The 26279-nt window shown below is 65.1% G+C and carries 27 protein-coding genes; 13 read left to right on the top strand and 14 right to left on the bottom strand.

Annotated features, from left to right (window positions below; all coding sequences use genetic code 11):
- The first annotated feature begins 189 nt into the window (after positions 1 to 189).
- Genes ftsE through D3876_RS05510 form a run of 4 tightly spaced genes read left to right on the top strand, consistent with a single transcriptional unit; the run spans position 190 to position 3009 of the window.
- The gene (gene ftsE / locus D3876_RS05495; RefSeq protein ID WP_119760168.1) at positions 190 to 903 is read left to right on the top strand and encodes a cell division ATP-binding protein FtsE; all 714 of its coding nucleotides are present in this window, start codon (positions 190 to 192) and stop codon (positions 901 to 903) included.
- A complete protein-coding gene (locus D3876_RS05500; RefSeq protein WP_119760169.1) occupies positions 900 to 1796 on the top strand; it encodes a cell division protein FtsX in 897 nt (298 codons plus the stop codon). The genes ftsE and D3876_RS05500 overlap by 4 nt, the downstream gene beginning before the upstream one ends.
- Positions 1793 to 2323, top strand: coding sequence for a YdcF family protein (locus tag D3876_RS05505; protein WP_119760171.1), 531 nt, complete (start codon positions 1793 to 1795; stop codon positions 2321 to 2323). Before D3876_RS05500 ends, D3876_RS05505 begins: the two co-directional genes overlap by 4 nt.
- Positions 2320 to 3009 (top strand): lysophospholipid acyltransferase family protein, encoded by a 690-nt coding sequence (locus D3876_RS05510; RefSeq protein ID WP_119760172.1) that lies wholly within the window; start codon positions 2320 to 2322, stop codon positions 3007 to 3009. Before D3876_RS05505 ends, D3876_RS05510 begins: the two co-directional genes overlap by 4 nt.
- A 7-nt stretch (positions 3010 to 3016) precedes the next feature.
- Here the strand turns inward: D3876_RS05510 and D3876_RS05515 are convergent, their stop codons facing one another.
- Both D3876_RS05515 and hisC read right to left on the bottom strand, forming a co-directional pair.
- Positions 3017 to 3925 carry a prephenate/arogenate dehydrogenase family protein gene (locus tag D3876_RS05515; protein WP_119760174.1) on the bottom strand — a complete coding sequence of 303 codons (909 nt, stop codon included), beginning with the start codon at positions 3923 to 3925 and terminating at the stop codon, positions 3017 to 3019.
- Positions 3925 to 5037, bottom strand: coding sequence for a histidinol-phosphate transaminase (hisC, locus tag D3876_RS05520; protein WP_119760175.1), 1113 nt, complete (start codon positions 5035 to 5037; stop codon positions 3925 to 3927). The genes D3876_RS05515 and hisC overlap by 1 nt, the downstream gene beginning before the upstream one ends.
- Positions 5038 to 5199: 162 nt before the next feature.
- Between hisC and metX the strand changes: the two genes are divergently transcribed.
- The 3 genes from metX to metW are packed head-to-tail and all read left to right on the top strand — an operon-like array spanning position 5200 to position 7348.
- The gene (gene metX, locus D3876_RS05525) at positions 5200 to 6324 is read left to right on the top strand and encodes a homoserine O-acetyltransferase MetX (protein ID WP_119761080.1); all 1125 of its coding nucleotides are present in this window, start codon (positions 5200 to 5202) and stop codon (positions 6322 to 6324) included.
- Entirely contained in the window at positions 6324 to 6761 is a 438-nt protein-coding gene (locus D3876_RS05530) for a GNAT family N-acetyltransferase (RefSeq protein ID WP_119760177.1), read from the top strand. The genes metX and D3876_RS05530 overlap by 1 nt, the downstream gene beginning before the upstream one ends.
- Positions 6758 to 7348, top strand: a complete 591-nt coding sequence (gene metW / locus D3876_RS05535) for a methionine biosynthesis protein MetW (RefSeq protein WP_119760179.1) — start codon at positions 6758 to 6760, stop codon at positions 7346 to 7348. The genes D3876_RS05530 and metW overlap by 4 nt, the downstream gene beginning before the upstream one ends.
- Before the next feature lie 16 nt (positions 7349 to 7364).
- Here metW and D3876_RS05540 read toward each other — a convergent pair whose 3' ends face one another.
- Entirely contained in the window at positions 7365 to 8006 is a 642-nt protein-coding gene (locus D3876_RS05540; protein WP_119761082.1) for a TetR/AcrR family transcriptional regulator, read from the bottom strand.
- A gap of 117 nt (positions 8007 to 8123) precedes the next feature.
- Between D3876_RS05540 and D3876_RS05545 the strand changes: the two genes are divergently transcribed.
- The 3 genes from D3876_RS05545 (at position 8124) to D3876_RS05555 (ending at position 12336) form a co-directional block, all read left to right on the top strand.
- Positions 8124 to 10352, top strand: coding sequence for a TonB-dependent receptor (locus D3876_RS05545; RefSeq protein ID WP_119760181.1), 2229 nt, complete (start codon positions 8124 to 8126; stop codon positions 10350 to 10352).
- A 14-nt stretch (positions 10353 to 10366) separates the two neighbouring features.
- Positions 10367 to 11623, top strand: a complete 1257-nt coding sequence (locus D3876_RS05550; protein ID WP_119760182.1) for a spinster family MFS transporter — start codon at positions 10367 to 10369, stop codon at positions 11621 to 11623.
- A gap of 122 nt (positions 11624 to 11745) precedes the next feature.
- Positions 11746 to 12336, top strand: coding sequence for a hypothetical protein (locus D3876_RS05555; protein ID WP_119761084.1), 591 nt, complete (start codon positions 11746 to 11748; stop codon positions 12334 to 12336).
- Positions 12337 to 12342: 6 nt separating this feature from the next.
- Here D3876_RS05555 and D3876_RS05560 read toward each other — a convergent pair whose 3' ends face one another.
- The 7 genes from D3876_RS05560 to rpmI all read right to left on the bottom strand — a co-directional run bounded on the left by D3876_RS05560 (position 12343) and on the right by rpmI (position 19504).
- On the bottom strand, positions 12343 to 13914 hold the full coding sequence (locus tag D3876_RS05560; protein WP_119760184.1) for a peptide chain release factor 3: 1572 nt from the start codon (positions 13912 to 13914) through the stop codon (positions 12343 to 12345).
- 148 nt (positions 13915 to 14062) lie between these two features.
- Entirely contained in the window at positions 14063 to 14947 is an 885-nt protein-coding gene (locus D3876_RS05565) for an aldose 1-epimerase family protein (RefSeq protein ID WP_119760185.1), read from the bottom strand.
- Positions 14940 to 17309: a phenylalanine--tRNA ligase subunit beta gene (gene pheT / locus D3876_RS05570; RefSeq protein ID WP_119760187.1), complete on the bottom strand. Its 2370-nt coding sequence runs from the start codon at positions 17307 to 17309 to the stop codon at positions 14940 to 14942. The genes D3876_RS05565 and pheT overlap by 8 nt, the downstream gene beginning before the upstream one ends.
- Positions 17306 to 18382, bottom strand: coding sequence for a phenylalanine--tRNA ligase subunit alpha (gene pheS / locus D3876_RS05575; protein ID WP_119760189.1), 1077 nt, complete (start codon positions 18380 to 18382; stop codon positions 17306 to 17308). Before pheS ends, pheT begins: the two co-directional genes overlap by 4 nt.
- A gap of 46 nt (positions 18383 to 18428) precedes the next feature.
- Positions 18429 to 18743, bottom strand: a complete 315-nt coding sequence (locus D3876_RS05580) for a GIY-YIG nuclease family protein (protein ID WP_119760190.1) — start codon at positions 18741 to 18743, stop codon at positions 18429 to 18431.
- Positions 18744 to 18921: 178 nt separating this feature from the next.
- Positions 18922 to 19287 (bottom strand): 50S ribosomal protein L20, encoded by a 366-nt coding sequence (gene rplT / locus D3876_RS05585; protein ID WP_119760192.1) that lies wholly within the window; start codon positions 19285 to 19287, stop codon positions 18922 to 18924.
- Positions 19288 to 19300: 13 nt separating this feature from the next.
- Positions 19301 to 19504 carry a 50S ribosomal protein L35 gene (gene rpmI, locus D3876_RS05590; RefSeq protein ID WP_119760193.1) on the bottom strand — a complete coding sequence of 68 codons (204 nt, stop codon included), beginning with the start codon at positions 19502 to 19504 and terminating at the stop codon, positions 19301 to 19303.
- Positions 19505 to 19682: 178 nt separating this feature from the next.
- On the opposite strand from rpmI, the gene D3876_RS05595 reads away from it, so the two are divergent.
- Positions 19683 to 21818, top strand: a complete 2136-nt coding sequence (locus D3876_RS05595; RefSeq protein WP_119760195.1) for an AsmA family protein — start codon at positions 19683 to 19685, stop codon at positions 21816 to 21818.
- Positions 21819 to 22068: 250 nt separating this feature from the next.
- Here D3876_RS05595 and hisN read toward each other — a convergent pair whose 3' ends face one another.
- Positions 22069 to 22857: a histidinol-phosphatase gene (hisN, locus tag D3876_RS05600; RefSeq protein ID WP_119760196.1), complete on the bottom strand. Its 789-nt coding sequence runs from the start codon at positions 22855 to 22857 to the stop codon at positions 22069 to 22071.
- 46 nt (positions 22858 to 22903) lie between these two features.
- On the opposite strand from hisN, the gene D3876_RS05605 reads away from it, so the two are divergent.
- Positions 22904 to 23770: an AraC family transcriptional regulator gene (locus D3876_RS05605; RefSeq protein ID WP_119760198.1), complete on the top strand. Its 867-nt coding sequence runs from the start codon at positions 22904 to 22906 to the stop codon at positions 23768 to 23770.
- A gap of 78 nt (positions 23771 to 23848) precedes the next feature.
- Positions 23849 to 24274, top strand: a complete 426-nt coding sequence (locus D3876_RS05610; protein ID WP_119760200.1) for a VOC family protein — start codon at positions 23849 to 23851, stop codon at positions 24272 to 24274.
- 42 nt (positions 24275 to 24316) lie between these two features.
- Here D3876_RS05610 and D3876_RS05615 read toward each other — a convergent pair whose 3' ends face one another.
- The 3 genes from D3876_RS05615 to D3876_RS05625 form a co-directional block, all read right to left on the bottom strand.
- Positions 24317 to 24652, bottom strand: a complete 336-nt coding sequence (locus D3876_RS05615; protein ID WP_420801937.1) for an endonuclease domain-containing protein — start codon at positions 24650 to 24652, stop codon at positions 24317 to 24319.
- Positions 24653 to 24779: 127 nt separating this feature from the next.
- Positions 24780 to 25691: a cyclase family protein gene (locus D3876_RS05620; protein ID WP_119760203.1), complete on the bottom strand. Its 912-nt coding sequence runs from the start codon at positions 25689 to 25691 to the stop codon at positions 24780 to 24782.
- Between the two features lies 1 nt (position 25692).
- Positions 25693 to 26253, bottom strand: a complete 561-nt coding sequence (locus tag D3876_RS05625; protein ID WP_119760205.1) for a CGNR zinc finger domain-containing protein — start codon at positions 26251 to 26253, stop codon at positions 25693 to 25695.
- Positions 26254 to 26279 lie beyond the last annotated feature (26 nt).

A 26279-nucleotide genomic window follows, 5' to 3' on the forward strand; every position in this document is an offset into this window, starting at 1 on the left:
GCAGTGTAAACACACTCGCGAATCAACTTGCAAGCATGTTGGCGCGCCGGTTCGGATTTGGCGTCAACAACGCGCTTTACGCGGCGCGCGGCTCTGTGCGATGGCGAGGGCCGGGGCAAGAGCACGGGATCTGCTCCAACTAATTGGTGAGCCTTCAGGCAAGGCTTTGGGGAGCAGCAGCGGGGCGCGATGAACAACATCGTCCAGTTCGAGAATGTCGGGCTGCGCTATGGCACGGGCGCGGAGACGCTGTCCGATGTCAGCTTCACGCTGGCGCGCGGCGCATTTTACGTTCTTACCGGCCCCTCGGGCGCGGGCAAGACCTCGCTTCTGAAGCTGCTTTATCTTGCGCAGCGCCCGAGCCGCGGGTTGATCCGGCTGTTCGGCGATGACGTCGTGACGCTCCCGCGCGACCGGCTGCCCGTGCTGCGCCGCCGGATCGGTGTGGTTTTTCAGGATTTCCGGCTGGTGCCGCACCTGTCGGCCTATGACAATGTCGCGCTGCCGCTGCGCGTGATGGGGCATGAGGAGCGCGACATCGAGGCACCGGTGAGCGAGATGCTCGCCTGGGTCGGGCTTTCCGACCGCGCGAGCGCGCGTCCCGCCACGCTTTCGGGCGGCGAGCAGCAGCGCGTGGCGATTGCGCGCGCGGTAATCGGCCGTCCCGACGTGCTTGTCGCCGACGAACCCACCGGCAACGTCGATCCCGACATGGCCGAGCGGCTGCTCCTGCTCTTCGAGGGCCTGAACAAGCTGGGCACGACCATCGTCGTCGCCACGCATGACATCCATCTTCTGAGCCGGATTCCCAACGCCAACCTCATGCGGCTCGATCGCGGGCGGCTCTCCGATCCGACGGGTGCGCTGCGCTATCCGCCGCTGGGCGAAGGCGGGGCGTTGTGAGTTTCGGCTGGGCGCCCTCGGTCGCCGATCGGCGGTTGCTGCCCGAAGGACGCTTCGCGGGGCCAATGCCATGGGTGATCGCGATCATGATGTTCCTGACCGCGCTCGCAGCGGCCGCGGGTCTTGGTTTGAGCGCTGCGGCGCGCGGGCTGGGCGACGATCTTGCGGGGCGGCTGACGGTCCAGATCGTCGAGGCCAATCCCGATACGCGCAAGGTGCGCGCAGAGATCGTCGAGCGCGCACTGGCGCGCGCGCCGGGCGTGGTGGCGGTCAAGCGCTTTACCGATCAGGAAATTGCGGGGCTGCTTGAGCCGTGGCTCGGCGGCGAGGGGCTGTCGGGGCAGGATCTTCCGATCCCGGCGCTGATCGACGTCAGCCTCGCCGATGGTTCGATCGCGGGCATCCGGGCCGCTGAGCAGGCTGTGCGCGCGGTCGCGCCGGCCGCCAGGATCGACCGTCACGCGCGCTGGCTCGCGCCGCTCGCAGGGCTGATCGCCTCGCTCAAGTGGCTCGCGGCCGTTCTCGTCATCCTGATGGCCGCCGCGACAGCCAGCGCGGTGGTTCTGGCGGCGCGCGCCGCGCTCAACACGCACCGAGCGACGATCGACGTGCTGCATCTGATGGGCGCAACCGATGTCCAGATCGCGCGACTCTTCCAGCGCCGTATCGCGCTCGATGCGTTATTCGGCGGGTTCGTCGGGCTGTTGTCGGCGATCGCCGTGCTGCTGCTGCTGGGGTCGCATATCGCCGCGATCGGTTCCGAACTGCTCGGATCGGTCGGGCTTTCCTGGATCGATTGGGCGATTATAGTGTCGCTGCCGTTCGCAGGCGCGCTGCTCGCTACGCTTGCCGCACGGATCACGGTGCTCAAGACCTTGCGGAAGATGTTGTGATCAAGCGTATCCTGTCGATCGTTCCGCTGCTCTGGGCGCTGGGTTTTGCAGCCTTCGTCATCTGGTTGCCGCGGCCCATGGACGGCCAGACCACCGACGCGATCGTCGTGCTCACCGGCGGCCCCGGCCGCATCGAGCGGGGGCTTTCGGTGCTTCAGCAGAAACGGGCCAAACGCATGTTCGTCTCGGGCGTCTATCGTGACGTCAGGCCGCACGAGCTCGCGCTTGCGCAGCGGGCGCCGATGGCGCTGTTCGATTGCTGCGTTGATCTCGGCCGCGAGGCGGTCGATACCCGTTCCAATGCGCAGGAGACCGCCGCCTGGCTCAAGGAGCACGACTATCGCAGCGTCCGGCTCGTCACCACTGACTGGCACATGCGCCGTGCGCGCCACGAGCTCGCACGCGCGGTCGATGGCAATGTCCGCATCGTCGGCGATGCGGTGAAGAGCGATCCCGGCTTCGCGATGCTCTTCAAGGAGTATCACAAATATTTGCTTAGCCGCGTCGCCGGACTGGTGGGGTTGTGATGACGCTGTTGCGCTCACTGCTCTTCGCACTCGTCTTTTATCCGGGCAGCCTGTTTTATGTGCTTTCGGCGCTCGCCGTCTCTCTCATCGGCGCAGCGCCTCTGCGCCGCGTGGCGCGCGGCTGGGCGCAGTTTCATCGCTGGTGCGCCGCCAGTATCCTCGGCATCCGCAGCCGGATCGAGGGCATCATTCCCGACTATCCCGTGCTTTACGCGATGAAGCACGAATCGATGTACGAAACCGTCGAGACGCTCGTGCTCTTCCGTGATCCAGCGGTCCTCGCGAAGCAGGAGTTGATCGACATGCCGCTCTGGGGCCGCGTTGCGGAGCTGCACGGCGCGATCCCTATCGATCGCGAGGGCGGCGCGAGCGCGCTGCGCAAGCTCGTCCGCGCTGCGCGCGCTGCGGCGGCGGAGGGCCGTTCGCTCGTGATCTTTCCCGAAGGCACGCGCGTGCCGCACGGAACAAGACCGCCGCTGCGCTCGGGCTTTGCCGGTCTCTATCGCCAGATTGGGCTGCCCGTGGTTCCCGTCGCGCTCGACAGCGGCCGCGTCTGGCCGCGCGCCAGTTTTCTCAAGCGCCCGGGCACGATCACCTTTCGTTTCGGCGAAGTCATCCAGCCCGGGCTCGATCGCAATGTCGTCGAGGCGCTGGTCCATGCAGAGATCAACCGGCTGAACGACTGATCCGTGTCTACTCGTGCGTGCGGCCGAAATCGGGACTGGCGTCGTCCTGCCCCTGCTCGATGATGCTGCGCCGGATCGTGCGCGTGCGCGTGAACAGGTCGAACAATGCATCGCCATCGCCCCAGCGGATCGCGCGCTGGAGCGCGGTCAGGTCCTCGGAGAAGCGCTGAAGCATCTCGAGCACCGCGTCCTTGTTGGACAGGAAGACATCGCGCCACATCGTCGGGTCCGACGCGGCGATCCGCGTGAAGTCGCGAAAGCCGCCCGCAGAATATTTGATCACCTCGGACTGCGTGACCTGCTCGAGATCCGAGGCGGTGCCGACGATGGTATAGGCGATCAGGTGGGGCAAGTGGCTGGTGATCGCAAGCACCAGGTCATGATGCTCGGCGTCCATCCGCTCGACATCAGCGCCTAGCGCGCGCCAGAATTCCTCGACGCGAATGACTGCGGTCTCGTCGGCACCCTGCGGCGGTGTGACAATGCAGAAGCGCTTGTGGAACAGCGTGGCAAAGCCTGCCTCGGGGCCGCTGCGTTCGGTGCCCGCGACCGGGTGTGCGGGTATGACGATCGCGTTGGGAAGCGCAGCTCCCAGTGCCGCCGCCACGCTGGCCTTGCACGAACCAACATCGCTGACGATCGCGCCCGGCGGCAGATCTTCAGCAATTTCGGCGGCGACCTCGCCCATCGCGCCGACGGGGACGCACAGGATCACCAACTCGGCATCGGTCACCGCGGCACCCGCGGTGTCGGTGACATCGTCGCACAGGTCGAGCTTGCGCGCGCGCTCGCGCACATCGGCGTCGCCATCATGGCCGGTCAGCCGCACGGTCGGCATATGCGCACGGACCGCGCGCGCGACCGACGATCCGATCAGGCCCAGACCGATGATCGAGATGCGCTGAAAGGGCAGCATCAGCCCGCCGCCTCGACGAGGCCGCGGAGCACCGCCATAAGCCCACGCGTCTCCTGCTCGGTGCCGATCGTGACGCGCAGTCCCTCGCTCAACCCCTGCCCCGGCAGCCAGCGTGTGATGTAACCCTCGGCCATCAGGCCTTCATAGGCAGCTTCCGCGCTGAGCGCGCCTGCAAAGGTGACGAGCACGAAATTGGCCTTTGACGGGATCGCGCGCAGCCCCTTGTTACCCATCGCCTCGATCTCCTGGCGGAACCAGTCGCGCCACTCGCCATTGTGCGCGCGGCTGTGCGCAACAAAGTCCTCGTCGCCAAGCGCGGCGATCGCGGCGCTCTGCCCGGCCGACGTCACATTGAAGGGCGCGCGGATGCGGTGCAGCGCTTCGATGACATCAGCGGGCCCATAGCCCCAGCCAATGCGCTCGGCGGCGAGCCCGTAAATTTTGGAGAAGGTCCGCGTGACGAGCACATTCGGCGCGGTCCTGGCGAGCGCGAGGCCGCCATCGTCCTCGTCCGCCGCGAGATATTCGGCATAGGCCTGGTCGAGCACGAGCAGCACATGCGCGGGCAGTGCCGCATGCAGCCGCGCGATCTCTGCGGCAGGAGTATAAGTCCCCGTCGGATTGTTGGGATTGGCGACGAAAACCACGCGCGTGGCTGGCGTCACGGCGGCGAGCAGCGCATCGACATCGGTCGCATAGTCGGCGTCGGGGGCTATGACGGGCGTCGCGCCGACGCGCCGTGTCGCGATTTCGTAGACGGCAAAGCCGTAACGGACATAAAGCACTTCGTCGCCCACGCCCGCAAAGGCGCCCGCGGCCAGGTGCAGAATCTCATCCGATCCCGTGCCATAGATCACGCGCGCGGGATCGAGCCCGTATTTGGCGGCGATCGCCTCGCGCAATGCCGTGGCTCCCGGGTCGGGATAGCGCGACAGGCTGCCGCGCCCCGTTTCGAACGCGGCTTCGGCTTTCGGGCTGGTCCCCAACGGATTCTCGTTGGACGAGAGCTTGACGACCTTGCGCCCCGCGCCCGCGGTGGAACGGCCGGGCACATAGGGCGCAATGCCCATGATCCAGTCCTTGGGACGGGGGCTTTTCGTAGGCTCTGTCATCGGCGTGCGCCTTAGAGCGATTTCGAGCTGGGTGGAAGCACCCGGCGGCTCGGAAATCGCGACAATCAGGATGTCCCGCGATTCGACTCAATGTGGAACTCGTCCGAACCTTCAACGCGCTTGGTTGACAAGGCGCGCCGCGCCGCCCTAGCCCGCTTGGCGATGAGCGACGATCAGCGTTTCGGCCTAGCGCGCCATGTCATTCTGCCCGGGCCGTTGAAGCTTGACGGCGGCGGCGCGCTCGCGCCCGTGGAAATCGCCTATGAAACCTATGGTACGCTCAATGCCGATCGATCCAATGCGATACTGATCTGCCACGCGCTGACGGGCGATCAGCATGTTGCCTCGACGCACCCGATGACGGGCAAATCGGGCTGGTGGACGCGGCTGGTGGGGGCGGGGCTTCCCGTCGATCCCGCGCGCCACTTCATTATATGCGCCAATGTGCTGGGGAGCTGCATGGGTTCATCGGGCCCTGGCACGATCGATCCTGTGACGGGCAGCCCCTATGCGATGCGCTTTCCCGTCATCACGATCCGCGACATGGTGCGCGCGCAGGCGATGTTGCTCGACCATCTCGGCATCGAACGATTGTTCGCGGTGGTCGGCGGCTCGATGGGCGGGATGCAGACGCTGAGCTGGCCCGCGACCTTCCCTGAACGTGTCGGCGCGGTCGTCGTGATCGCATCGACCGCACGACATTCCGCGCAGAACATCGCCTTTCACGAAGTCGGGCGCCAGGCGATCATGGCCGATCCCAACTGGCGCGGCGGCGCCTATTATGCGGACGGGGCTCCCCCTGCCGCCGGGCTCGCGGTTGCGCGGATGGCGGCGCACATCACCTATCTGTCCGAAGCCGGGTTGACCGAGAAATTCGGTCGCCGTCTTCAGGCGCGTGATGCCAAGAGCTTCGGCTTCGACGCCGATTTCCAGATCGAGAGTTATCTGCGCCATCAGGGGCTGAGCTTCACCGACCGCTTCGACGCCAACTCCTATCTCTACATCACGCGCGCGATGGATTATTTCGATCTTGCCGAGGAGCATGGCGGCACGCTCGCCAACGCCTTCAAGGCCACGCGCGCCCGTTTCTGCCTGTTGAGCTTTGACACCGACTGGCTTTATCCGACGGCGGAATCGCGCGCCATCGTTCACGCGCTCAACGCCGCGGGGGCACCCGTCAGCTTTGTCGAGTTGAAGAGCCCGTTCGGTCATGACGCCTTCCTTCTTGAAGCGCCTGAAATGAACCGGATAATCGACGGATTCCTGCGCGCGGGGGAGGCGCGGTGATGCTGCCCGACGGATATGTGCTTTCGGACGATGCTGCGACGATGCAAGTCGATGCGATCCACGCCTATCTCGCACGCAGCTACTGGTCGCCAGGGATCCCGCGCGAAACAGTGACGCGCGCAATCGCGAACTCGCTGTGCGTCGGCGTCTTCCGCGACGGCGCGCAAGTCGGCTTCGCACGAGTCGTCACCGATCGCGCGACCTTTGCCTATCTCGCCGATGTCTATGTTCTCGAGGCGCATCAGGGGCGCGGGCTCGCTCACGCTATGGTCGAACACCTCCAGCAGCATCCAGAATTGCAAGGGCTGCGGCGCTGGATGCTCGCAACGAACGACGCGCATGGGCTTTACGCGTCGCTGGGCTGGGAGGCCGTGGCCGACCCGTCCAAGCTGATGATGCGGCATTTCCCGGATGTGTACGGGGCGACCGGGGCGTGAACAGCCTTCGCCCCGACCTCGCGATCATCGCGCGCAATGTTGCGCCCGGCAGCCGCGTGCTGGATGTCGGCTGCGGCGATGGCGCGCTGATGGCCGAGTTGCGCGATCACCGCGATGTCGACGCGCGCGGGCTTGAGCTCGATCCCGAGAATGTGTCGGCGGCGGTCGCGCGCGGTCTGTCGGTGATCCAGGGCGACGCCGATACCGACCTTGCGGACTATCCCGATCGCAGCTTCGACTATGCGATTCTCAGCCAGACGCTCCAAACGACGCATCGCCCCGACCGCGTGCTCGAGCATCTGCTGCGCATCGGCGGCCGTGCTTTCGTATCTTTCCCCAATTTCGCGCACTGGCGCGTGCGGCTGTCGCTGCTCTGGGGCGGCCGGATGCCCGTGACGCGACTTTTGCCCGTGGCGTGGTACGAAACCCCCAATATTCACCATGTCACGGTCGACGATTTCCGCGCGCTCGTGAAGGAACGCGGCATTACCGTCGAAGGGGCGTGGTTCCTGAACGGCGACAAGCTGACCACCGCGGCGGCCGCCAATTTCCGCGCCGAGCACGCAGTGTTTTTGCTCAACCGCTAGGGCGCTTTAGGCCCGATCAGTCGGGCGCGAGGCCCTTTCTTAGCAGTTCATTGGCCACCGCGGCGACTTCGTCGGGCGTTTTGTCCTTGCCCCAGACGCCGTAGCGCAGGCCCAGGAACACGTTCATGCCCATCACCGCCCAGGCGTGGATCTCGCCAACATCGGCGCGGACCTCGCCGCGCCTCGCCCCCGTCTCGAGCCGCGCGCGGATGCGCTCGACCGAGTTCTCATAATGCGCGCGGTAGCTTTCCTGATCGACGAACTCTGATTCGTCGATGATCCGGTAGATCTCCTTGTGATCGCGCACGAACTCCAGGAAGCTCTCGAGCCCGACCCGCTCTGCTGCGATACCGTCGGGAGCGGCTTGGACATGCGGCGCGACATGATCGCGCACCTGTGCTGACATGTCGCGGACGAGCGCGCGGAACACCTCCTCCTTCGAATCGAAATAGGTGTAGAAACTGCCGAGGGCGACGCCCGCGCGCTGCGTGATGTGGCTGATCGATCCGTCGTGAAATCCCTTTTCGCCGAACTCGGCCGCGGCGGCGTCGAGGATCGCGCGCAGCGTCCGGCGCCCGCGTTCGGTGCGCGGCGTCTTTGCTTCACTGGTCGGATTGTTGGCCGGCGCTGTTGCACCTTCGCCACGCTTGCCCGCCATTTTTTCCTCCCCCGCATCACCGAAGTTGAAAGTCGGTTCATGTTTCATTATACGCTTGGTACGTACCGGCACAACCCGTCAGAGGTTGAGTCATCAGCATTGGGGAGGAATGCCATAATGTCCCGCACTCGTCTGTCTGCCCGCGTCATTTTCTCGATGGGCGTCGCGTTGTCCGCGCTCTCGACGCAGTCCGCCTTTGCCCAGGACGCAGATGCTGCGCCTGCTGCCGAGGAGGCTGAGAGCGGCGAGATCATCGTTACGGCCCGCCGCCGTGATGAAAACCTGATCGACGTGCCGATCTCGGTCTCGGCGCTGTCGGGCGACGCACTGCAGAATCAGGGCGCGATCGACATCACCTCGCTGCAGGACAAGACCCCCAATCTTACGCTCCAGATCGCGCGCGGATCCAACTCGACGCTGATCGCCTTCATTCGCGGCGTCGGTCAGCAGGATCCGCTTTGGGGTTTCGAGCCCGGCGTCGGCCTCTATGTCGACGACGTCTATGTCGCGCGTCCGCAGGGCGCCGTGCTCGACATTTTCGACGTCGAGCGCGTCGAGATCCTGCGTGGTCCGCAGGGCACGCTCTATGGCCGCAACACGATCGGCGGCGCGATCAAATATGTCACCAAGCGCCTGGGCAATGAGTTCGAGGGCAAGGTGCGCGCCGCCTATGGCTCCTACGACCAGATCGACCTGATCGGTCAGGTGACGGTGCCGCTGGGCGATAATTTCTCGATCGGCGGTGCGATCGCGCGCTACTGGCGCGACGGTTATGGCCGCAACCTCACCACTGGCGTCGACCAATATGACAAGGACGTCATCGCGGGCCGAATCTCGGCCGAGTTTGCGCCCTCCGAGGACGTCTTCTTCCGCCTCGCCGCCGACAAGACCGTCGACAAGTCGAATCCGCGGCACGGCACACGCCTCGTCGGCAATCTTGGCCTGCCCGCCTTCGCGCCGACCGACAGCGTCTATGACACGCGCGCGGGCATCGGCGATGACAACAAGGTGGAGACGCAGGGCATCTCGCTCACCGGCTCGATCGCGATCAACGACACGCTCACCTTCAAGACGATCTCGGCCTATCGTGACGGCCATACCGAAACGCTGATCGACTTCGACAACACGCCCGGGCCCGTGCTCGACATCCCCGCACGCTATGACGATAGCCAGTTCACTCAGGAGCTTCAGCTCCTCTATGAAGGTGACCGTCTGCAGGGCGTGTTCGGGCTCTATTATCTCGATGCGCGCGCGAGCGGTGCGTTCGACACCGTGCTCGGGGCGCTCAACACCACGACGCTCACCTCGGGAACCGTCAAGACCAAGAGCTATGCTGCGTTCGCCGATGTCAATTTCGATATCACCGAGCAGCTCAAGATCTCGGCCGGCCTGCGCTATACGAAGGACGACAAGACCGGCACCGTCTTCCGCCGCAACTATACGGGCATCCGCAGCCCCGAATTCGGCAATTCGGCGGCGATCCCGGGGCTGATCCGCACCGATTACACCAACAGCCGCAGCTTCGACGAGTTCACCCCGCGCGTGAGCCTCAGCTATGAGCCGACCGAAGACCTCAACCTCTATGCCTCCTATGGCAAGGGCTTCAAGTCGGGCGGCTTCGACATGCGCGGCGACGCGATCTTCACGCCGACTACCGTCGACGGCTATGCGCCCGAAACGGTCGATGCCTATGAAGTGGGCATGAAGGGCGCGTTCCTTGATCGCACGCTGTTCCTCAACATCGCGGGCTATTATTCGGATTATAAGGACCAGCAGGTCACGATCCAGGTGCCCAATGTCGTGACCGGCGGCATCGCCAGCTTCGTCGACAATGCGGGCAAGGGCGAGATTTACGGCCTCGAGCTCGAGGCGCGAATCGTTCCCACGCCCAGCTTCTCGGTCAGCGCCTCGCTCGGCTACACCCATGCCGACTACAAGGAGTTCCTGACCTTCATCGGCGGCGGCACCACGCCCGTCGACGTTGCCGATCAGCGCGTCTTTCAAAACACGCCCAAGTGGAATGCCAATGTGTCAGCCACCTGGTCAGGCGATCTGGCGGGGGGTCGCGTTGAAGTGACGCCGTCGATCTCGATGCGCAGCGACTATAATATGTTCGAGATTCCCAACCCGATCCTCGATCAGGACGGCTATGCGCTGGTCGATACTTCGGCGAGCTGGACCACCGCGGATGAGCGCTTCAAGCTCGGCGTCCACCTGCGCAACCTGTTCGACACGCGTTACCGCGTGGGCGGTTACAACTTCCCCGGCGCGCTCTTCGGCAACTCGATCATCGGCTATTACGGCCCGCCGCGCACCGCGACCCTCACCGCCGAATACCGCTTCTGACCAGAGGGACAGCCATGCCGGGTACGACCACCGCCAGCCGCGGCTACCGCGCGGTCGTGCTCGGCATGCTGCTCCTCGTCTACACTTTCAACTTTATCGACCGGCAGATCCTCGGCATCCTCGCGGGGCCGATCAAGGACGATCTGGCGCTGTCCGACAAGCAGCTCGGGCTGCTTGGCGGGATCGCCTTCGCGTTGCTCTATTCGACGCTCGCGGTGCCGCTTGCCTGGCTCGCCGACCGGACAAGCCGGACCTGGGTCATCACCGTTTCGCTGGCGGTGTGGAGCGGCTTCACTGCGCTGTGCGGGTTCGCGAGCAGCTTCGGGCAGCTTTTCTTCGCGCGGCTGGGCGTCGGTGTCGGTGAGGCGGGGGGCGTTGCACCCTCCTATGCCGTCATCGCTGACTATTTTCCCAGCCAAGAACGCGCGCGGGCGTTGTCGATATACTCGCTGGGCATTCCGCTGGGCTCAGCGGCGGGGGTGCTCTTCGGCGGCTATATCGCCGCGAGCATCGACTGGCGCACCGCCTTCATCGCGGTCGGGCTTGCGGGGATCGTCGTCGCCCCGATCTTCCGCCTCGTGGTGCGCGAGCCCGTGCGTCCGACGGAGCAGAAGTCGTCCGAGACAACTCCCGTCGCCCGCGTCTTTTCCATCCTTGCCGCAAAGAAAAGCTTCTGGCTGCTCGCTTTCGGCGCCTCGGCGAGTTCTATGCTCGGCTATGGCCTCGCCTTCTGGCTGCCTTCGCTGATGCGCCGCAGCTTTGGCCTCGATCTCGTCCAGACCTCGCAATTCTATGGCGCGATCCTGCTCATGGGGGGCGTTGTCGGCGTGCTTGCGGGCGGCTTTCTGGGCGACCGGCTGGGGCGCGGTGACAGGGCGGTCTATGCGCGCCTGCCAGCGATCGCCTTTGTGCTCGCCGTCCCGCTCTTCGCCGCCGGCATCCTCTCGAAATCGGCGACCGCGGCCTTCCTGCTCTTCCTCGTGCCGCAGGCGCTTGCCTATGTCTGGCTGGGCCCCGTCATCTCCGCGGTCCAGCATCTTGTACCCGCGCATATGCGCGCGACCGCATCGGCGAGCTTCCTGCTCATCAACAACCTCATTGGCATCGGCGGCGGCACCTTCTTTCTCGGCGCGCTCTCCGACGCGCTGGCGCGGCAATATGGCAACGAGGCGCTGCGTTACGCCATGCTGGTTTCGCTCGGCTTCTACCTGCTCGCGGCGCTCTTCATGTGGCTTGCGGCGAAACCGCTGCGAAACGATTGGGTCGAATAGCCCCTCCACCGGTTACACCCTTGTTTGTGCTGCCAGTTTCTTCTGGTACACCGAATTCCGGGTGGGAAACCATGGCCGCGGGTGTGCCGGATCGGCCGCCGCGGCTGGATCAGGAGATTCTGATGCGCCGCCTGCCGTCACTCGCTCTGGTTTCGCTGCTGCTCGCAAGCGCCCTGCCGTCGCCACTTTTTGCGGAGCCGGCCTTCATCACGGCCACCGATGGCTCGACGCTCGTCCATAGCGCGAGCGGCACGCGGTTTCCGCGGACCCTGGCGGGCTTCGAGCGGAGCGGCGAGGCGGCGCTCGATCCCGGCGGCGACTATATCGGCGTTGCCTATCGCCACGCGCTCGCCGATGGCGAGCCTCTCACGCTCAGGATTGCAGTGGTCCATGTCGAAGGGACGAGCCCAAAGGAGCATTTCATCATCGCCAAGCCGATGGCGCTCAACGGGCTCACCGATGTCACGACGCTCTCCGAGGGCACCTATCAGCGCTCAGGCAAGGGCGCTGACGGCTATCTGGGCATTTACAACGCGCGCGATGGGGAGCGCCGCATCGGCGTCGGTTTGTGGACCTTCGATCGCGGCTATTGGGATTTGCGCGGGCGCGTCGAATTCCCCACCGGCAAGCGCGACGAGGCACAGGCGGCGGTGGATGCCTTTGTCGATGCCTTCGTCGCGCTGGGCCAGCCCTATATCGTGCCGGCCAAATAGCGCCGCCTACCGTTCCCGCGTAGCGTTGAACCTGATGTCGGGATTGCGGTCCTGGACATAGCCGACTTCCCACGCGCTCTTCGCCATGAAGACGAGGTTGCCGTCGCGGTCCTTGGCGAGCGCCGACTGGTTGATGTTGGCAAAGGCCTTCATCGCCGCCTCATCGCCCGAGATCCACCGCGCCGTATCCCAGGGGCTCGGCTCGAGCTTTGCGGCAACCTTGTACTCGGCATCGAGTCGGCTCAGCAGCACGTCGAGCTGGAGCTGCCCGACCACGCCGATGATCCAGTTGCTGCCGATCTCGGGGTAGAAGACCTGGGTGACGCCCTCCTCGGCCATGTCGTCCAGCGCCTTGCGGAGCTGCTTGGTCTTGGTCGGGTCGACCAGCACCACGCGGCGCAGGATTTCGGGCGCGAAATTGGGCAGGCCTGTGAAGCGGATGCTCTCCCCTTCGGTCAGCGTATCCCCCACCCGCAACGTGCCGTGGTTGGGAATGCCGATGATGTCGCCGGGCCAGGCTTCCTCGGCGAGCTCGCGGTCCTGCGCGAAAAACAGGATCGGCGAATGCACCGCGATCGGCTTGCCGTGCCCCGTGGGCGTCAGCTTCATGCCGCGACGGAACTTGCCTGAGCACAGCCGCATGAAGGCGATGCGGTCGCGGTGCTGCGGGTCCATGTTCGCCTGCACCTTGAAGATGAAGCCCGTGACATTGTCGTGATCGGGCGAGATGGCGGCCGGTTCGGCGGGCTGTGGCCGCGGCGGTGGCGCATAACGCCCAAGCGCCGCGATCAGCTCGGCGACGCCGAATTCCTTGAGTGCCGACCCGAAGAACACCGGGGTCAGGTCGCCATGGCGATAGGCCTCGACATCGAACGCGGCATAGCCGTGGAGCGCAAGCTCGGCTTCCTCGTGCAGCCTTGCCAGACCTTCGGCCGAAACCGCCTCGGCAAGCCTGGGGTCGTCGAGTCCCGTGAACTGCGTCAGCTTGCCCTCGAACATGCGGCTGTCGCCCGTGGGCTGGCGCAGGACGTTGGCGTGGAGGTCATAGACACCCTCGAACTGGCCGCCCATGCCGACGGGCCAGCTCATCGGGCAGACGTCCAGCGCGAGCATGTCGGCGATCTCGTCGAGCAGCGCGAAGCATTCGCGGCCCTCGCGATCGACCTTGTTGACGAAGGTGATGATCGGCACCGAGCGCAGCCGGCAGACCTCGAACAATTTGCGCGTCTGCGGCTCGATGCCCTTGGCGGCGTCGATCACCATCACCGCCGAATCGACTGCGGTCAGCGTGCGATAGGTGTCTTCGGAAAAGTCCTCGTGGCCCGGCGTGTCGAGCAGGTTAAAGGTGATCCCGTCGCGCTCGAAGGTCATCACCGAGCTGGTGACCGAGATGCCGCGCTGTTGCTCGATCTTCATCCAGTCCGAACGCGCGCGCCGGTTCTGTCCGCGCGCCTTGACCTCGCCGGCGAGGTGGATCGCACCGCCGAACAGCAGCAGTTTTTCGGTGAGCGTGGTCTTGCCTGCGTCGGGGTGCGAAATGATCGCGAAGGTGCGGCGGTCGGGTCGGTTGGTGGTCATATCTTTTTCATTCCAGCTTATCCGCTCATCCTGAGGAGAGGCTGAGCTTGGCGAAGCCTCGTCTCGAAGGATCGGCACGGTGCGTCCTTCGATACGGGCCCTCGGCTCCGCTCGGTCCCTACTCAGGATGAGCGGATTTTTGGGGAGGTTAGTTTTCCTTGAGCGTCACGATCATGCGGAACGAACAGCTCTCGCCCGGCGCGATGATGAACACGCCGGGTTTCTCGGTGAAATCGCCGTCGAACCCCTCGGGATCGGCCATGCCCGCCCAGGGTTCGATGCAGACGAAGCGCGCTCCGGGCTTGGTCCAGACGCCGAGCCATTCGGTGTCGGGAAAGGCGATGTCGATCGCGGGGCCCGTCGACGCGCCATAGCGCAGCGCGCGGCTCTTGAGGCGGTCCCAGATCAGCGCGTCATTGGCGAACAGCGCGTCGTCGAGCATCAGCGTGCGATCCTTGACGGGGCTGGGGATCGTCTCCTGCCCGATCAGTCCTCCCGGAACGATCGCGCGCAATGCCGCGGGCTCGTCCTCGGCAAAGGTGATGCCGTGGTCCTCACGCGGTGCGCCATAGGGCAGCGGCCAGGCAAAGGCGGGGTGGAATCCGAAGCTTGCGGGCATCGGCGCGCTTCCCGGATTTCCTATCGTCGCGATCATGGTCAGGCGCGGCCCGTCCAGGTGGAAGGCCATGTCGAGAACGAAGGCAAAGGGATAGACGGCCTGCGTCTCGGGCGTGTCGACCAGCCGGAAGCGCACCGCGTCGGGATCCTGCGCGGTGACCGTGAAGTCCAGTCTGCGCGCAAAACCATGCTGGGGCAGGCCATAGCTCCTGTCACCCAGCCGATACTGATCGTCGCGCAGCCGCCCGACGATCGGGAAAAGGATCGGCGCGCGGCCCGACCAGAAAGCCGGGTCGCCATCGCTCATCAGCTCGCGGCCCTCAGCGTCGGTCAGACTCAACAGCTCGGCCCCGAGCGGCGCGATGCGCGCCGTCAGGTCGCCCGAGCTGATCGAGACCGCGCCCTTCTCAGCCACGCAGCCTCGCGCCGGCCTTTTCGGCCGCCTTCACGATCTTGTCGGAGATCGCGCCCAGCTCCTCGTCGGTGAAGCTCTTCTCCGACGGTTGCAGGACCACCTCGACCGCGAGCGATTTGTGCCCTTCCTCAACGCCTTGTCCGGAAAAGACGTCAAACAGCCTTGCCGTCACGATCGCTTGCTTGTCTGCGCCCTTCACCGCGCGGACGAGGCTGTCCGCCGGCGTGTCCTGGGGCACGAGGAAGGCGAAATCGCGCGTCACCGCCTGCAGCGCGGGCGGCGCATAGGCGGTCCGCATCCGGCCCGCGGCGCGCTTCGCCGGAATCGCGTCGAGATAGATCTCGGCCGCGATCACGGTGCCTTCGAGGTCGAAGGCCCTGGCGGTCAGCGGATGCAGCGTGCCGAACGCGGCCAGCACCGTCTTGGGGCCGAGCCTGAGCGTCGCCGACTGGCCGGGATGGAAATGGTCGCCCGCCTCGCCGAAGATCTGGAGGTTCTCGACGGGCGCGCCCGCCGCGGCCAGCAGCGCGAGCACGTCGGCCTTGGCGTCGAACGCGTCGAAGTCTTGGGCCTTGCCGGTCTTCCAGTTGCGCGGGGTCCTGTCGCCCGCGAGCACGACGCCCAGTGTCAGGCGCTCGCCGTCGGCGAAATAGCGCCGGCCCAGCTCGAACAGCCGGATCGTCTCAGCGCCCCGCGCCTGGTTGCGCGATGCAGCCGCCAGCAGCCCCGGCAGCAGCGAGGGCCGCATGACCTTCATGTCCTCGGAGATCGGATTGGCCAGCGTCCAGTCGCCGCCGCCGAACGCCGCGGCCTCCTTCTCTGAGAGGAAGCTCCACGTCACCGCCTCGTTGAGCCCGCGCGCCGCCGCGGTCCGGCGCACGCGGCGCTCGACGAGTTGTTCGGGGGTCGCGGTCGGCTTCGCAACCCCGGGCGCACGCGGCAGCGGGGTCGAGGGCACATGATCGAGCCCGACGATGCGGACGACTTCCTCGACCAGATCGGCGCTGCCGATGACGTCGCGCCGCCATGTCGGCGGGGTTACCTGCCATTCGTTGCTGCCCGAAACCGCGAAGCCGAGGCGTTCGAGGATCGCCTTTTGCTTCTCGGCGGGCACCGAGACACCGGCCAGCTTCTCGGTCAGCTCGGCCGAATAGGCATGGCTCGCCATCGTGACTGGGGGTGTGCCCGCGCGCGTGACGTCGCTCGGCGTGCCGCCGCACAGCTCGGTCACGAGCCGTGTCGCGATCGCGATCCCGTCTTCAAGGAATGCGGGGTCCACGCCGCGCTCGAAGCGGCTGCGTGCATCGCTGGTGAGGCCCAGCTTCTGTCCCGTCCGCGCGATATGCTCGGGTGTGAAATAGGCGCATTCGATCAACACATCGGTCGTGTCGAACTCCACGCCCGAGTCCTCGCCGCCCATGATGCCGCCGATGTCATGCACATGCGCGTCATCGGCGATCACGGTCATGCCGGCGTCGAGCGTGTATGTCTTGCCGTTGAGCGCCAGCACGCTCTCGCCATCTTTCGCGCGCCGCGCGACGAGCGGGCCCTTGAGCTTCGTCCGGTCATAAACGTGCAGCGGGCGGCCCAGATCGATCATCACATAATTGGTGATGTCGACGAGCGTGGAGATCGGCTTCTGCCCGATCGCCTTCAGGCGGCGCTGCATCCAGTCGGGGCTGGTGCCGTTGACGACGCCCGAGACCGACTGGCCGAAAAATGCGGGGCAGCCTTCCGGATCATCGGTCCGCACATCGGGACCCGCGTCCTCGCCCTTCACGGGCTCGACCTTCAACGGCTTGAGCGTGCCGAGGCCCGCCGCCGCCAGATCGCGCGCGATGCCGCGCACGCCCATGCAGTCCTGCCGGTTGGGCGTGATCGACACGTCGACCACCGGATCGTCGAGCCCCGCCCATGCCGCGTAGTTCGCGCCCACGGGGGCGTCGGCGGGCAGCTCGATGATGCCGTCATGCTCCTCGCCCAGTTGAAGCTCGCGGACCGAGCACATCATGCCGTTCGATTCGACCCCGCGGATCGCCGCAACCTTCAACGTGACGTCGAGCCCGGGCACATAGGCGCCCGGCGCACCGAACACGCCGACGAGGCCAGTGCGCGCATTGGGTGCGCCGCAGACGACCTGGAGCGGGCCGTTGCCCGCGTCGACGACAAGCACCTGCAGCTTGTCCGCCTGCGGATGGCGCTCGGCGGTCAGCACCCTGGCGATGGTGAATGGCGCAAGCTTCTCGGCGGCGTTCTCGACGCCCTCGACCTCGAGGCCGATCGCGTTGAGCGTACCCAGCACCTGATCGAGCGTCGCGTCGGTGTCGAGATGCTCCTTGAGCCAGTTCAGCGTGAACTTCATGCGCCGACTCCCCCCGACAGCGTGGGCACGTCGAGTGCCGAAAAACCATAATGTTTGAGCCAGCGCAGATCGCCGTCGAAGAAGGCGCGCAGATCGTCCATGCCGTATTTCAGCATCGCGAGCCGGTCGACGCCGGTGCCGAAGGCGAAGCCCTGCCACTCATCGGGATCGAGCCCGCACGCCTCGATCACGCGCCGGTGGACCATGCCGCTGCCGAGCACTTCCATCCAGCCTTCCGATCCACCGATGACGCGGCGGCCCTTTTCGATCGAATAGCCGACATCGATCTCCACCGAAGGCTCGGTGAAGGGGAAATAGCTCGGGCGCAGCCGCAGCACGATGTCGTCGCGCTCGAAAAACGCCTTGAGAAAGGTCTCGAGCGTCCATTTGAGGTGGCCGAGATGGATGCCCTTGTCGATCACCAGACCCTCGATCTGGTGGAACATCGGCGTATGCGTCGCATCCGAATCCGAACGATAGACGCGGCCCGGCGCGATGATGCGGATTGGCGGTTCCTGCGACGTCATGGTGCGGATCTGGACGGGGGAAGTGTGCGTGCGGAGCAGCATGTCCTTCCCGTCGCGCTTGTCAGGGAAGTAGAAGGTGTCGTGCATCGCGCGCGCCGGATGCGTCTCCGGGATATTGAGCGCGGTGAAATTGTGCCAGTCGTCCTCGATCTCAGGCCCCGTCGCGACCGAGAAGCCCATGTCGGCGAAGATTTCGGCAAGCTCGTCCATGACCTGGCTGACCGGATGCACCGACCCCTGCGGGAAGGCAGGCGCCGGCAGCGTCATGTCGAGCGTCTCGGCGGCGAGCTTCGCGTCGAGCACCGCGCGTTCCAGCCCCGTCTTGCGTTCGGCGATCGCGCTGGTGACGCCCTCGCGCAGGCCGTGGATCTTCGGCCCCTCGCTCTGGCGCTCTTCGGGGCTCATGCCGCCCAGCGACTTCAGCAGCGCGGTGATCGCGCCCTGCTTGCCCAGCGCCTTCACGCGCACGTCTTCGATCTTCTCGGGCGTGTCCGCCTCCGCGATCGCCGTCATCAGCTCGGCTTCGAGTTGCTTCAATTCCGTCATTTTTCACCCGTCATTCCCGCGCAGGCGGGAATCCATGAACACCTAATCAAGCAGGAAGAGGCGGAAAACCAAGATCGAGGGCGAGGTCGTCCCAATTCGGATTCTCCGCTTCGATCATATTGATCTTCCATTGCCGTTCCCATTTCTTGATCCGCTTTTCGCGCGCGATCGCCGTTTCCATGGTTTCATGCCGCTCTAACCAGACCAGTCGCGCTACGTCGTAGTCGTGAGTGAAGCCCGGGATCAAGCCGTTGCGATGTTGATGGAGGCGTGCGCCAAGGTTCGAGGTCACACCAGTGTAGAGCGTGCCATGCCTGCGGCCGGCGAGCATATACACGCATGGCTCCCGTTCCCTTCCCATCCCCCGTTCCCCTCATTCCCGCACGCGCAAGAATGCATGAATGCCGTTTCCTCCGCCAACGCCTTCATCCCGTGTTCCTGGATTCCCGCCTTCGCGGGAATGACGGGACATAAAAAGCAAAGGGCGCGGATGGCTTGTGCCACCCGCGCCCCTGTGTCGCTTTTCGCTACAGGCCGTTTCAGGCGGCCTGGGGCAGAGCCGCCTTCGCCTGAGCGACGATGGCGCTAAACGCTTCGCCCTCGTGCATCGCGATGTCGGCGAGGACCTTGCGGTCGAGCTCGATGCCAGCGAGCTTCAGCCCGTGCATGAACTGCGAATAGGTCAGGCCTTCAGCGCGGACGCCCGCGTTGATACGCTGGATCCACAGACCACGGAAGGTCCGCTTCTTAACCTTGCGGTCGCGATAGGCGTACTGGCCGGCCTTTTCGACCGCCTGACGCGCGATGCGGATCGTGTTCTTGCGACGGCCGTAAAAGCCCTTCGCCTGATCCAGAATCCTCTTATGCTTAGCCTTGGTGGTTACACCACGTTTGACGCGTGCCATGTGTCAGTACTCCTTATTTCAGGCCGTAGGGCGCCCAGAGCTTCACGTGACCCCAATCGGAGTCCGAAAGCACTTCGGTGCCGCGGTTCTGGCGGATGTACTTGGCATTGTGGCTCGACAGACGGTGACGCTTGCCGGCAACGCCGTGCTTCACCTTGCCGGTGGCGGTGATCTTGAAACGCTTCTTGACCCCGCTCTTGGTCTTCAGTTTGGGCATTTTCGTCTCCTTGTAACTCGACGATTGCGGACGGCCTCGGCATGCCTGACGGCCGGGCAGTCCCCCCGGATACTCGGGATGAATCGCGGAAAGCGGCGCCTTTACCCGACAAGGCGCATCAATGCAACCGTCGGGCGCAGAATTGGAACAGCGGCTTTCGTCAAGGGTTTGACATTTGATGGCCGCTGATCTGAGCCATGAACGGTTTCCGCCGACCGAAGCGTCCCCGATACCGCGACGCCGTGCCGATCCGTTGCGAATCATGTTCTACACTATCGGCGGAATCCTTGCCGCGATCTTCCTCGCCTGGCTGGTCCTGTACATTACCAAGGGCCGCTTCCTCAAAGGCCCTTTCGAGCGCTTCGTCAGCGCCCAGATGGAGCGCAAGCTCGATGTCGCGGGCGATTTTCAGCTCTATTTCAATCCCTTCAATGTCAAATTCTATGCCGAGGGACTGACCATCGCGAACCCCGATTGGGCGACCACGCGCAACTTCTTCGAATCGCGGGTGATCGACACCAACATCGCCACCTGGACGCTGTTGTTCGGCAAGGACCGGATCAACTGGCTCGCGCTCGTCGAGGGTGACGTCAACCTCGAATGGGACAAGCCGGGCAAGCGCAATAGCTGGACCTTCGGCGATCCCGACAAGCCCGCCGAGGCGCTCGACATTCCGATCATCCGTCAGGCGATCGTACGCGGTACCGAGATCCATTATCGCGACCCACCGATGCAGTTGAGCGCGGATATCCGCATCGAAACCGTCCGCGCCGCCGACACTCGCTTCCAGAACGATATCCGCTTCACCGGCGGCGGTGCGATGCGCGATCGGCCTTTCACGCTCTCGGGTAATCTGATGTCGCCCAATGAGACGATAGAGGGCGGGCGCAACCAGCTTCGCCTCGCAGCCCGATCGGGGCCGACCTCCATGACCGTGTCGGGCACGCTTCCCGGCGCGACCGAGATCGAGGGCGCCGACCTCAAAATGGGTGTGCGCGGGCCCAATATCAGTCTGCTCTTCGATTTCCTGGGCGTCGCCGTCCCCGACACGCGCGCCTATCGGATCACGTCGAACCTCACCAAACAGAGCGATTCATGGCGCTTCACGCGGCTGAAGGGTGTGTTTGGCGAAAGCGACATCGCCGGGCTCATGACGATTTCGCGCCCTGAGGCGCGGCTCAAGATCGACGCCGATCTCCAGACGCGCGTGCTCGACATCGTCGACGCGGGCCCCTTTATCGGCTACGATCCCGATCGGCTCGAGGCGCGCGGCAATGCTGGCGCGGTGAAGGCGGTGGCGGGCCGTCCGCGCGTACTGCCCGATGCCCGGCTCAGGATCGACGCGATCAGCCGCTTCGACGCCGACGTCAAATGGAGCGTGCGCCGCGTTCGCGCCGAGAGCTTCCCCGTCTCCAACATCGCGTTGACGCTCGACCTCGACCGCAGCCTGCTGACGCTATCGCCCTTCAGCTTCGACATCGCGGGCGGACATCTCGATTCGGACATCGCGATCAACGCGCGCGGCACGCCCGTACGCACGCGCTACGACATCCGCCTCGCACCCACGCCGATGGGCCAGCTTCTCGCGCGCTTCGGGGTCGAGCAGTCGGGGACGACGGGGATGCTCAAGGCGCGCGTCGCGATGACGGGCGAGGGCGATTCGATCCACAAGTCGCTCGCCTCGTCGGACGGCCGCATCGCGATCATCATGCCGCGCGGCACGCTGTGGACACGCAACGTCCAGCTTTCCGAACTCGATATCGGCACCTTCGTCACCAAGATGTTCGAAAAGAAGCTCAAGGAACCCGTGCAGATCAACTGCGGGCTGATTGGCTTCACCGTGCGTGATGGCGTCGCCGCCGCCGACCCGATCCTGATCGACACGCGCAAGAACGTCATCCTCGGGCGTGGCGGGTTCAGCTTCAAGAACGAGTCGATCGATATGGCGGTGCGTGCGGACGGCAAGAAGTTCAGCCTGTTCTCGGGCCAGTCGCCGGTGGGTGTTGGCGGCTATTTCGCGCAGCCGAAACTCGACGTGATCACTCCCGAACTGGTCGGTCGGGCGGGTGTTGGGCTGGGTCTGGCCGCGCTGGCCAGTCCGCTCGCGGCGGTCATCGCCTTTGTCGATGTGGGTGACGCCAAGGCGGCTGATTGCGGACCGGTGCTGACGGGTGCGCGCGCCTTGTCTCAGCGAACCCGTGGCGGTGCGGCGCGCGACGATGTCGGCCGCGGCACCACGAGCAAGGAAGAAAGCGGCAAGCTCACGAAAAAGGCCGAGAAGAAGCAGCGCAAGAAGTTCCTCGGCATCTTCTAGAGTATCCTGCGTTTAATGGGGTTCGGTGCTCCTGCGAACGCAGGAGCCCATTTTCCCAAGCGTACAGCCGTTTCCGGCATGGGCTCCGGGTCAAGCCCGGAGCACGAAAATGGATCAGATATGACGCACGATGCTCTAAAGATCCTTCCCAAGCTTGCTCGGAGGGCGGTGGAGGGTTTTGTGCTGAGCCCTGCCCCTCCACCATGCTTCGCATGGTCCCCTTTCCCCAAGCGAGCTTGGGGAGGACGTATCAATGCGCGTGATCGGCGGTGGCTAGCGCCTCGATGATGTCGTCGATCCGCGCCGGGTCGCCCGCGGCGATGACATCGCCCTTGCTGTCGGCGTCGAGCGGATCGCCCGACCAGTTGCACATCCGCCCGCCCGCGCCCTCGACCACGGGGATGAGCGCCGCGAAGTCGTGCAGTTTCAGTCCGGCTTCGACCACGATGTCGATATGCCCCGAAGCGACGCCGCCATAATTATAGCAATCCCCCCCGAAGATCGTGTCGCCACACTGGCGCGCCAGCCAGGAGAAATGCTCGCCCGAACAGCCCGGGAAATACTGCGGCCCCGTGGTCGCGAGGATCGCCTTGTCGAGCGCGGGGCAGTTGCGCGTAGAGACCGGGCTGCCGTTGAACTCGGTGGGCCGCCCGGCATAGCCGATCCAGCGTTCACGCGTGATCGGCTGGTCGATCACGCCCATTACCGGCCAGCCGTCCTGAAGCAGCGCGATCAGCGTGCCGAAGATCGGGCGCCCTGCGATGAAGGCGCGCGTACCGTCGATCGGGTCGATCACCCAGGTACGCCCGCTCGTCCCCGTCTTCTCGCCATATTCCTCGCCGATGATCGCGTCGGTGGGCAGAGCCTTGTCGAGGATCGCGCGGATCGCGGCTTCGGCGGCGCGATCGGCCTGCGTCACCGGGGAGGCGTCGGCCTTGGTCTCGATCTCGTAGCGCGCGCGGAAAAAGGGGCGGATCGCGTCGCCGGCGGCTTCGGCCAGGCGGCCTACAAGTGTGATGTCGGTGTCGGGACGGGTCATGGCGCGTGCGGTAGCGCATGCGTGAACAAGCGGCTAGACAAGGCGCATGGAAAATCGCCGACCCGGCACGGTGCGCCGACATGACGACGGCGTCGACATGTGGGAAATGGTCGAAGCGCCGCCCGAAGCGAGGCTGGCAGGCGCGGTCGCCGGCTATGCGAGCTATTTCGAGCGGACGACCTCCTTCACCGCGCGGCGCGAGCTTGCCGCCACCGAAGGCGTGCTCATCTTCAACCTCGGCGATCCGCTCGAGATCGTCGGTGCGGACGGGCGCGCCATCGTTCTGGGCGCTGGAGAGGGCTTTGCGGGCGGTATCGCCGATGCGACCTCGATCTCACGCGCCTGTGGTTCACAGGCGGGTGTCCATGTCTTCCTGCCGCTCGAAAGCCTCGCCGCGGTGACCGGCGTACCCGCGGCCGAGATCGCGAATTGCGTCGCGCGGATCGACGATCTGATCGGAAGCGCGGCGAAAGACGTCGGCGCCCGCCTCAACGACACGCCCTCGCACGAGGCGCGCTTCGCGATCCTCGACGATTTCCTGATGCGCCGGCTCTACGAAGCGCGCCCGTTCGACCATGCGGTGCTCTGGGCGCGCAAGCAGCTCGCGCGTGACGAGGCGCGTGGCGTCGCGGCGGTGGCCGATGAAATCGGCTGGAGCCGCAAGCATCTCGCGCACCGCTTCAAGGCCGAAACGGGGATCAGCCCCGACACATATCGCCGGCTCGCGCGCTTCGAGCGCTTCTGGAACGCGCTTCGGGCGCGGCCCGACGACAGCCTTGCGGGGCTCGCGGTCGAGGCGGGCTATCACGACCAGCCGCACATGGCGCGCGACGTGCGCGCCTTCAGCGACATGACCCCGGGCGAGCTGCGCGCGCGCCTGATCCCCGGGCAGGGCGGCGTCCGCGACGACTGAGCGCCTGAGGTTACAATCGTGCAAGATCGGTCGGCGGCGCGCGGCTAGCTTTGCGATCTCAACAGTCGGAGACCGAAAATGCCCGTCAGACCCGCCCTTATCCCGTGCCTGTCCTACAAGGACGCCCCCGCCGCGATCGCGTTTCTGTGCGATGCCTTCGGCTTCGGTCGTCACGCGGTCTATGCCGACGACAAGGACCCCGACTTCATCCACCACGCCCAGCTCGTGCGCGACGGCCAGATGGTGATGCTGAGCAGCTTTGCGCGCGACAGTGACTATATGAAGAAGGCCAATATCCTCCACCCGCAGGACGCGGGCGGCAACACCCAGTCCATCTATGTCGTGATCGACGATGTCGACGGCCACGCCACCACCGCGCGCGCCGCGGGTGCGAGGATCATCCTCGACCCCGCCGATCAAGACTATGACGGCCGCGTCTATTCGGCGTTCGACACCGAGGGCTATGCGTGGAGCTTCGGCAACTACGATCCCTGGGCGGAATAGTTGGACACGATCGTACGAAGGCGTCCGCTATGGGTGGTGGGTTCAACGGGTCGCCACAACACACTCTGCGAACTTGTTGACGATCGCCTCGACAACGCCCTCAGGGTTCTCAAGCACCTCGCCATTCCAGAAGCGCAGCACGACCCAACCATGCTGCTCCAGAAAGGCGGTGCGGTCGGCATCATAACCGGCCGCCTCGACATGCTGGCTGCCATCGAGCTCGATCGCCAGGTTCGCTGTCCGGCATGCGATATCGAGGATGTAAGGCCCGACCACCAACTGCCGTGTAAATCGTGGGCGATAGCCTGACAGGCGGTGCCACAGCAGTCGCTCCGCAAGCGTCTGGCCGTTGCGCAACGCACGGGCATTGGCGGTCATATGGGCCGGGATACGACGCATCCAGGCAGAATAGCGAGGCGCGCTAAGCGCGCCTACCCACCCCAGCCCCTCCCTTCAGGGCGGGGAGTAGCTACGTCTGCAACGGGTCGTAACCCGACATCCCAAGCTACGTGCCTGTCGCATCGATGATCGCATGCGCCCGCACGGGGAAGGTGCCCATGCCCTTCACCTTGGGCGGCACCGCGAAGAAGCGGAAGCCGTCGCCGGGCAACTGATCCAACCCCGTCATATGCTCGACAATCTGAATACCCGCGCCGAGCAGGGTTGAATGCACGGAGCGCTCGCCACCCGAAACATCGTCGATATTGAACGAATCGATGCCCACCAGCACTGCGCCCTGATCGCGCAGATATTCGGCGGCGGCGCCGGTCAGATAGGGATGGCCTTCGAAATAGGCGTCGGTGCGCCAGTTACGGTCCCATCCAGTATGAACGAGCACCGCGCGGCCCTTGACCGGACTCGCCGCGAAATGCGTCCAGTCGATCGCGCGCGCCTCCATCCCCGTCACGCGCACGACGATTCCCGGCACGTTTGAGATCGGCTCGAGCGGGAGGCAGGACAGATCCGCGCCATCGGCATAGCGGTGAAAGGGTGTGTCCATATAAGTGCCGGTGTTCGAGCACAAAGTGATCTGGCCGATCTGAAATTCCGTGCCCGGTGCATAGAGTTCACGCGACGCCTCGCGAGACAGAAAATCGCAGATCAGCGGCGCGGGCAGCCCTTTATACGTGACCATGCCATGTTCGATCACATGGCTGAGATCGATCATCCGCCCGCTCGCTGGTGCCTCATCCGCTGCCGCCGCGGGCGGACGTTTGTGGCGCTCCTCGATGATCTGCTTGTTGAGGATGCGGACCGAACCGACCATGAGCAGCCGGAGATCGGCGATGATATGCGCGGCAAGCGCATCGTCCGCGATATCGTCGCCATCGATGTCCAGCCGGAAATCCTGCCCCTGAACCCCGCCGCCGTTCGAGAAATCAACTTCGAAATCGAACACAACACGCCTGTCGGTCATTCTACCCTCCCACTGAAGTTCTGGCGCGTGCACGGTGGTTGCGCACCTTGGCGCGATTGCCGCATCCCGCCGATGACGAGCACCAGCGCCGCCTGCCGGGGCGCGACGTGTCGAGAAACAGCATCCGGCATTCGCTGCATTCGCGCAGTCGCTCTGCCTGGCCGAGCACCGCGATCGCATCCGCCGCGATCACCGACAGCGCCGCATCGACGGGGGCCGGGGCGACATACTGCACGCCCAATACGCCCAGTTGAGGCCGCAGTGGCGGCTGGATCGCGGCACGGTTGATCGTCGCGATATCGGCGCTCGACGGCGTATCCGTCGTCATCGCTACCCGTACCGTGCGATAGATCGCCTCACGCAGCGTCTGCGCGCGCGCCACATGATCAATGCCGGGGCGTGCAGCATCGGGCGTGGCCAGCCCCGCCAGCAACAGCCATGCGGCCAGCGCGTCCGGCCCGTCGAGCCGTTCGATCGCAACGCCGCCGCGCCCGCCCTTCGTATCGACAAAGGACAGCGAAACGCTTCCCGCAATAAACTCAAACCCATATGCATTGCTCATGTAACCTATTAAACAGGTTACACGAG

The sequence above is a fragment of the Sphingomonas cavernae genome (assembly GCF_003590775.1).
In the GTDB taxonomy this organism is placed as follows: domain Bacteria; phylum Pseudomonadota; class Alphaproteobacteria; order Sphingomonadales; family Sphingomonadaceae; genus Sphingobium_A; species Sphingobium_A cavernae.

Excerpts from the sequence above, each read along its gene's own strand:
- hisC (WP_119760175.1), bottom strand. The coding sequence starts at position 5,037 with ATGACAGAGCCTACGAAAAGCCCCCGTCCCAAGGACTGGATCATGGGC.
- D3876_RS05605 (WP_119760198.1), top strand. The coding sequence starts at position 22,904 with ATGGAAAATCGCCGACCCGGCACGGTGCGCCGACATGACGACGGCGTC.
- rpmI (WP_119760193.1), bottom strand. The coding sequence starts at position 19,504 with ATGCCCAAACTGAAGACCAAGAGCGGGGTCAAGAAGCGTTTCAAGATC.
- D3876_RS05515 (WP_119760174.1), bottom strand. The coding sequence starts at position 3,925 with ATGCTGCCCTTTCAGCGCATCTCGATCATCGGTCTGGGCCTGATCGGA.
- D3876_RS05610 (WP_119760200.1), top strand. The coding sequence starts at position 23,849 with ATGCCCGTCAGACCCGCCCTTATCCCGTGCCTGTCCTACAAGGACGCC.
- ftsE (WP_119760168.1), top strand. The coding sequence starts at position 190 with ATGAACAACATCGTCCAGTTCGAGAATGTCGGGCTGCGCTATGGCACG.
- D3876_RS05580 (WP_119760190.1), bottom strand. The coding sequence starts at position 18,743 with ATGGGAAGGGAACGGGAGCCATGCGTGTATATGCTCGCCGGCCGCAGG.
- rplT (WP_119760192.1), bottom strand. The coding sequence starts at position 19,287 with ATGGCACGCGTCAAACGTGGTGTAACCACCAAGGCTAAGCATAAGAGG.
- D3876_RS05545 (WP_119760181.1), top strand. The coding sequence starts at position 8,124 with ATGTCCCGCACTCGTCTGTCTGCCCGCGTCATTTTCTCGATGGGCGTC.
- hisN (WP_119760196.1), bottom strand. The coding sequence starts at position 22,857 with ATGACCCGTCCCGACACCGACATCACACTTGTAGGCCGCCTGGCCGAA.
- D3876_RS05555 (WP_119761084.1), top strand. The coding sequence starts at position 11,746 with ATGCGCCGCCTGCCGTCACTCGCTCTGGTTTCGCTGCTGCTCGCAAGC.
- D3876_RS05620 (WP_119760203.1), bottom strand. The coding sequence starts at position 25,691 with ATGACCGACAGGCGTGTTGTGTTCGATTTCGAAGTTGATTTCTCGAAC.
- D3876_RS05595 (WP_119760195.1), top strand. The coding sequence starts at position 19,683 with ATGGCCGCTGATCTGAGCCATGAACGGTTTCCGCCGACCGAAGCGTCC.
- D3876_RS05530 (WP_119760177.1), top strand. The coding sequence starts at position 6,324 with ATGCTGCCCGACGGATATGTGCTTTCGGACGATGCTGCGACGATGCAA.
- metX (WP_119761080.1), top strand. The coding sequence starts at position 5,200 with ATGAGCGACGATCAGCGTTTCGGCCTAGCGCGCCATGTCATTCTGCCC.
- D3876_RS05560 (WP_119760184.1), bottom strand. The coding sequence starts at position 13,914 with ATGACCACCAACCGACCCGACCGCCGCACCTTCGCGATCATTTCGCAC.
- D3876_RS05540 (WP_119761082.1), bottom strand. The coding sequence starts at position 8,006 with ATGGCGGGCAAGCGTGGCGAAGGTGCAACAGCGCCGGCCAACAATCCG.
- pheS (WP_119760189.1), bottom strand. The coding sequence starts at position 18,382 with ATGACGGAATTGAAGCAACTCGAAGCCGAGCTGATGACGGCGATCGCG.
- D3876_RS05625 (WP_119760205.1), bottom strand. The coding sequence starts at position 26,253 with ATGAGCAATGCATATGGGTTTGAGTTTATTGCGGGAAGCGTTTCGCTG.
- pheT (WP_119760187.1), bottom strand. The coding sequence starts at position 17,309 with ATGAAGTTCACGCTGAACTGGCTCAAGGAGCATCTCGACACCGACGCG.
- D3876_RS05615 (WP_420801937.1), bottom strand. The coding sequence starts at position 24,652 with ATGACCGCCAATGCCCGTGCGTTGCGCAACGGCCAGACGCTTGCGGAG.
- D3876_RS05550 (WP_119760182.1), top strand. The coding sequence starts at position 10,367 with ATGCCGGGTACGACCACCGCCAGCCGCGGCTACCGCGCGGTCGTGCTC.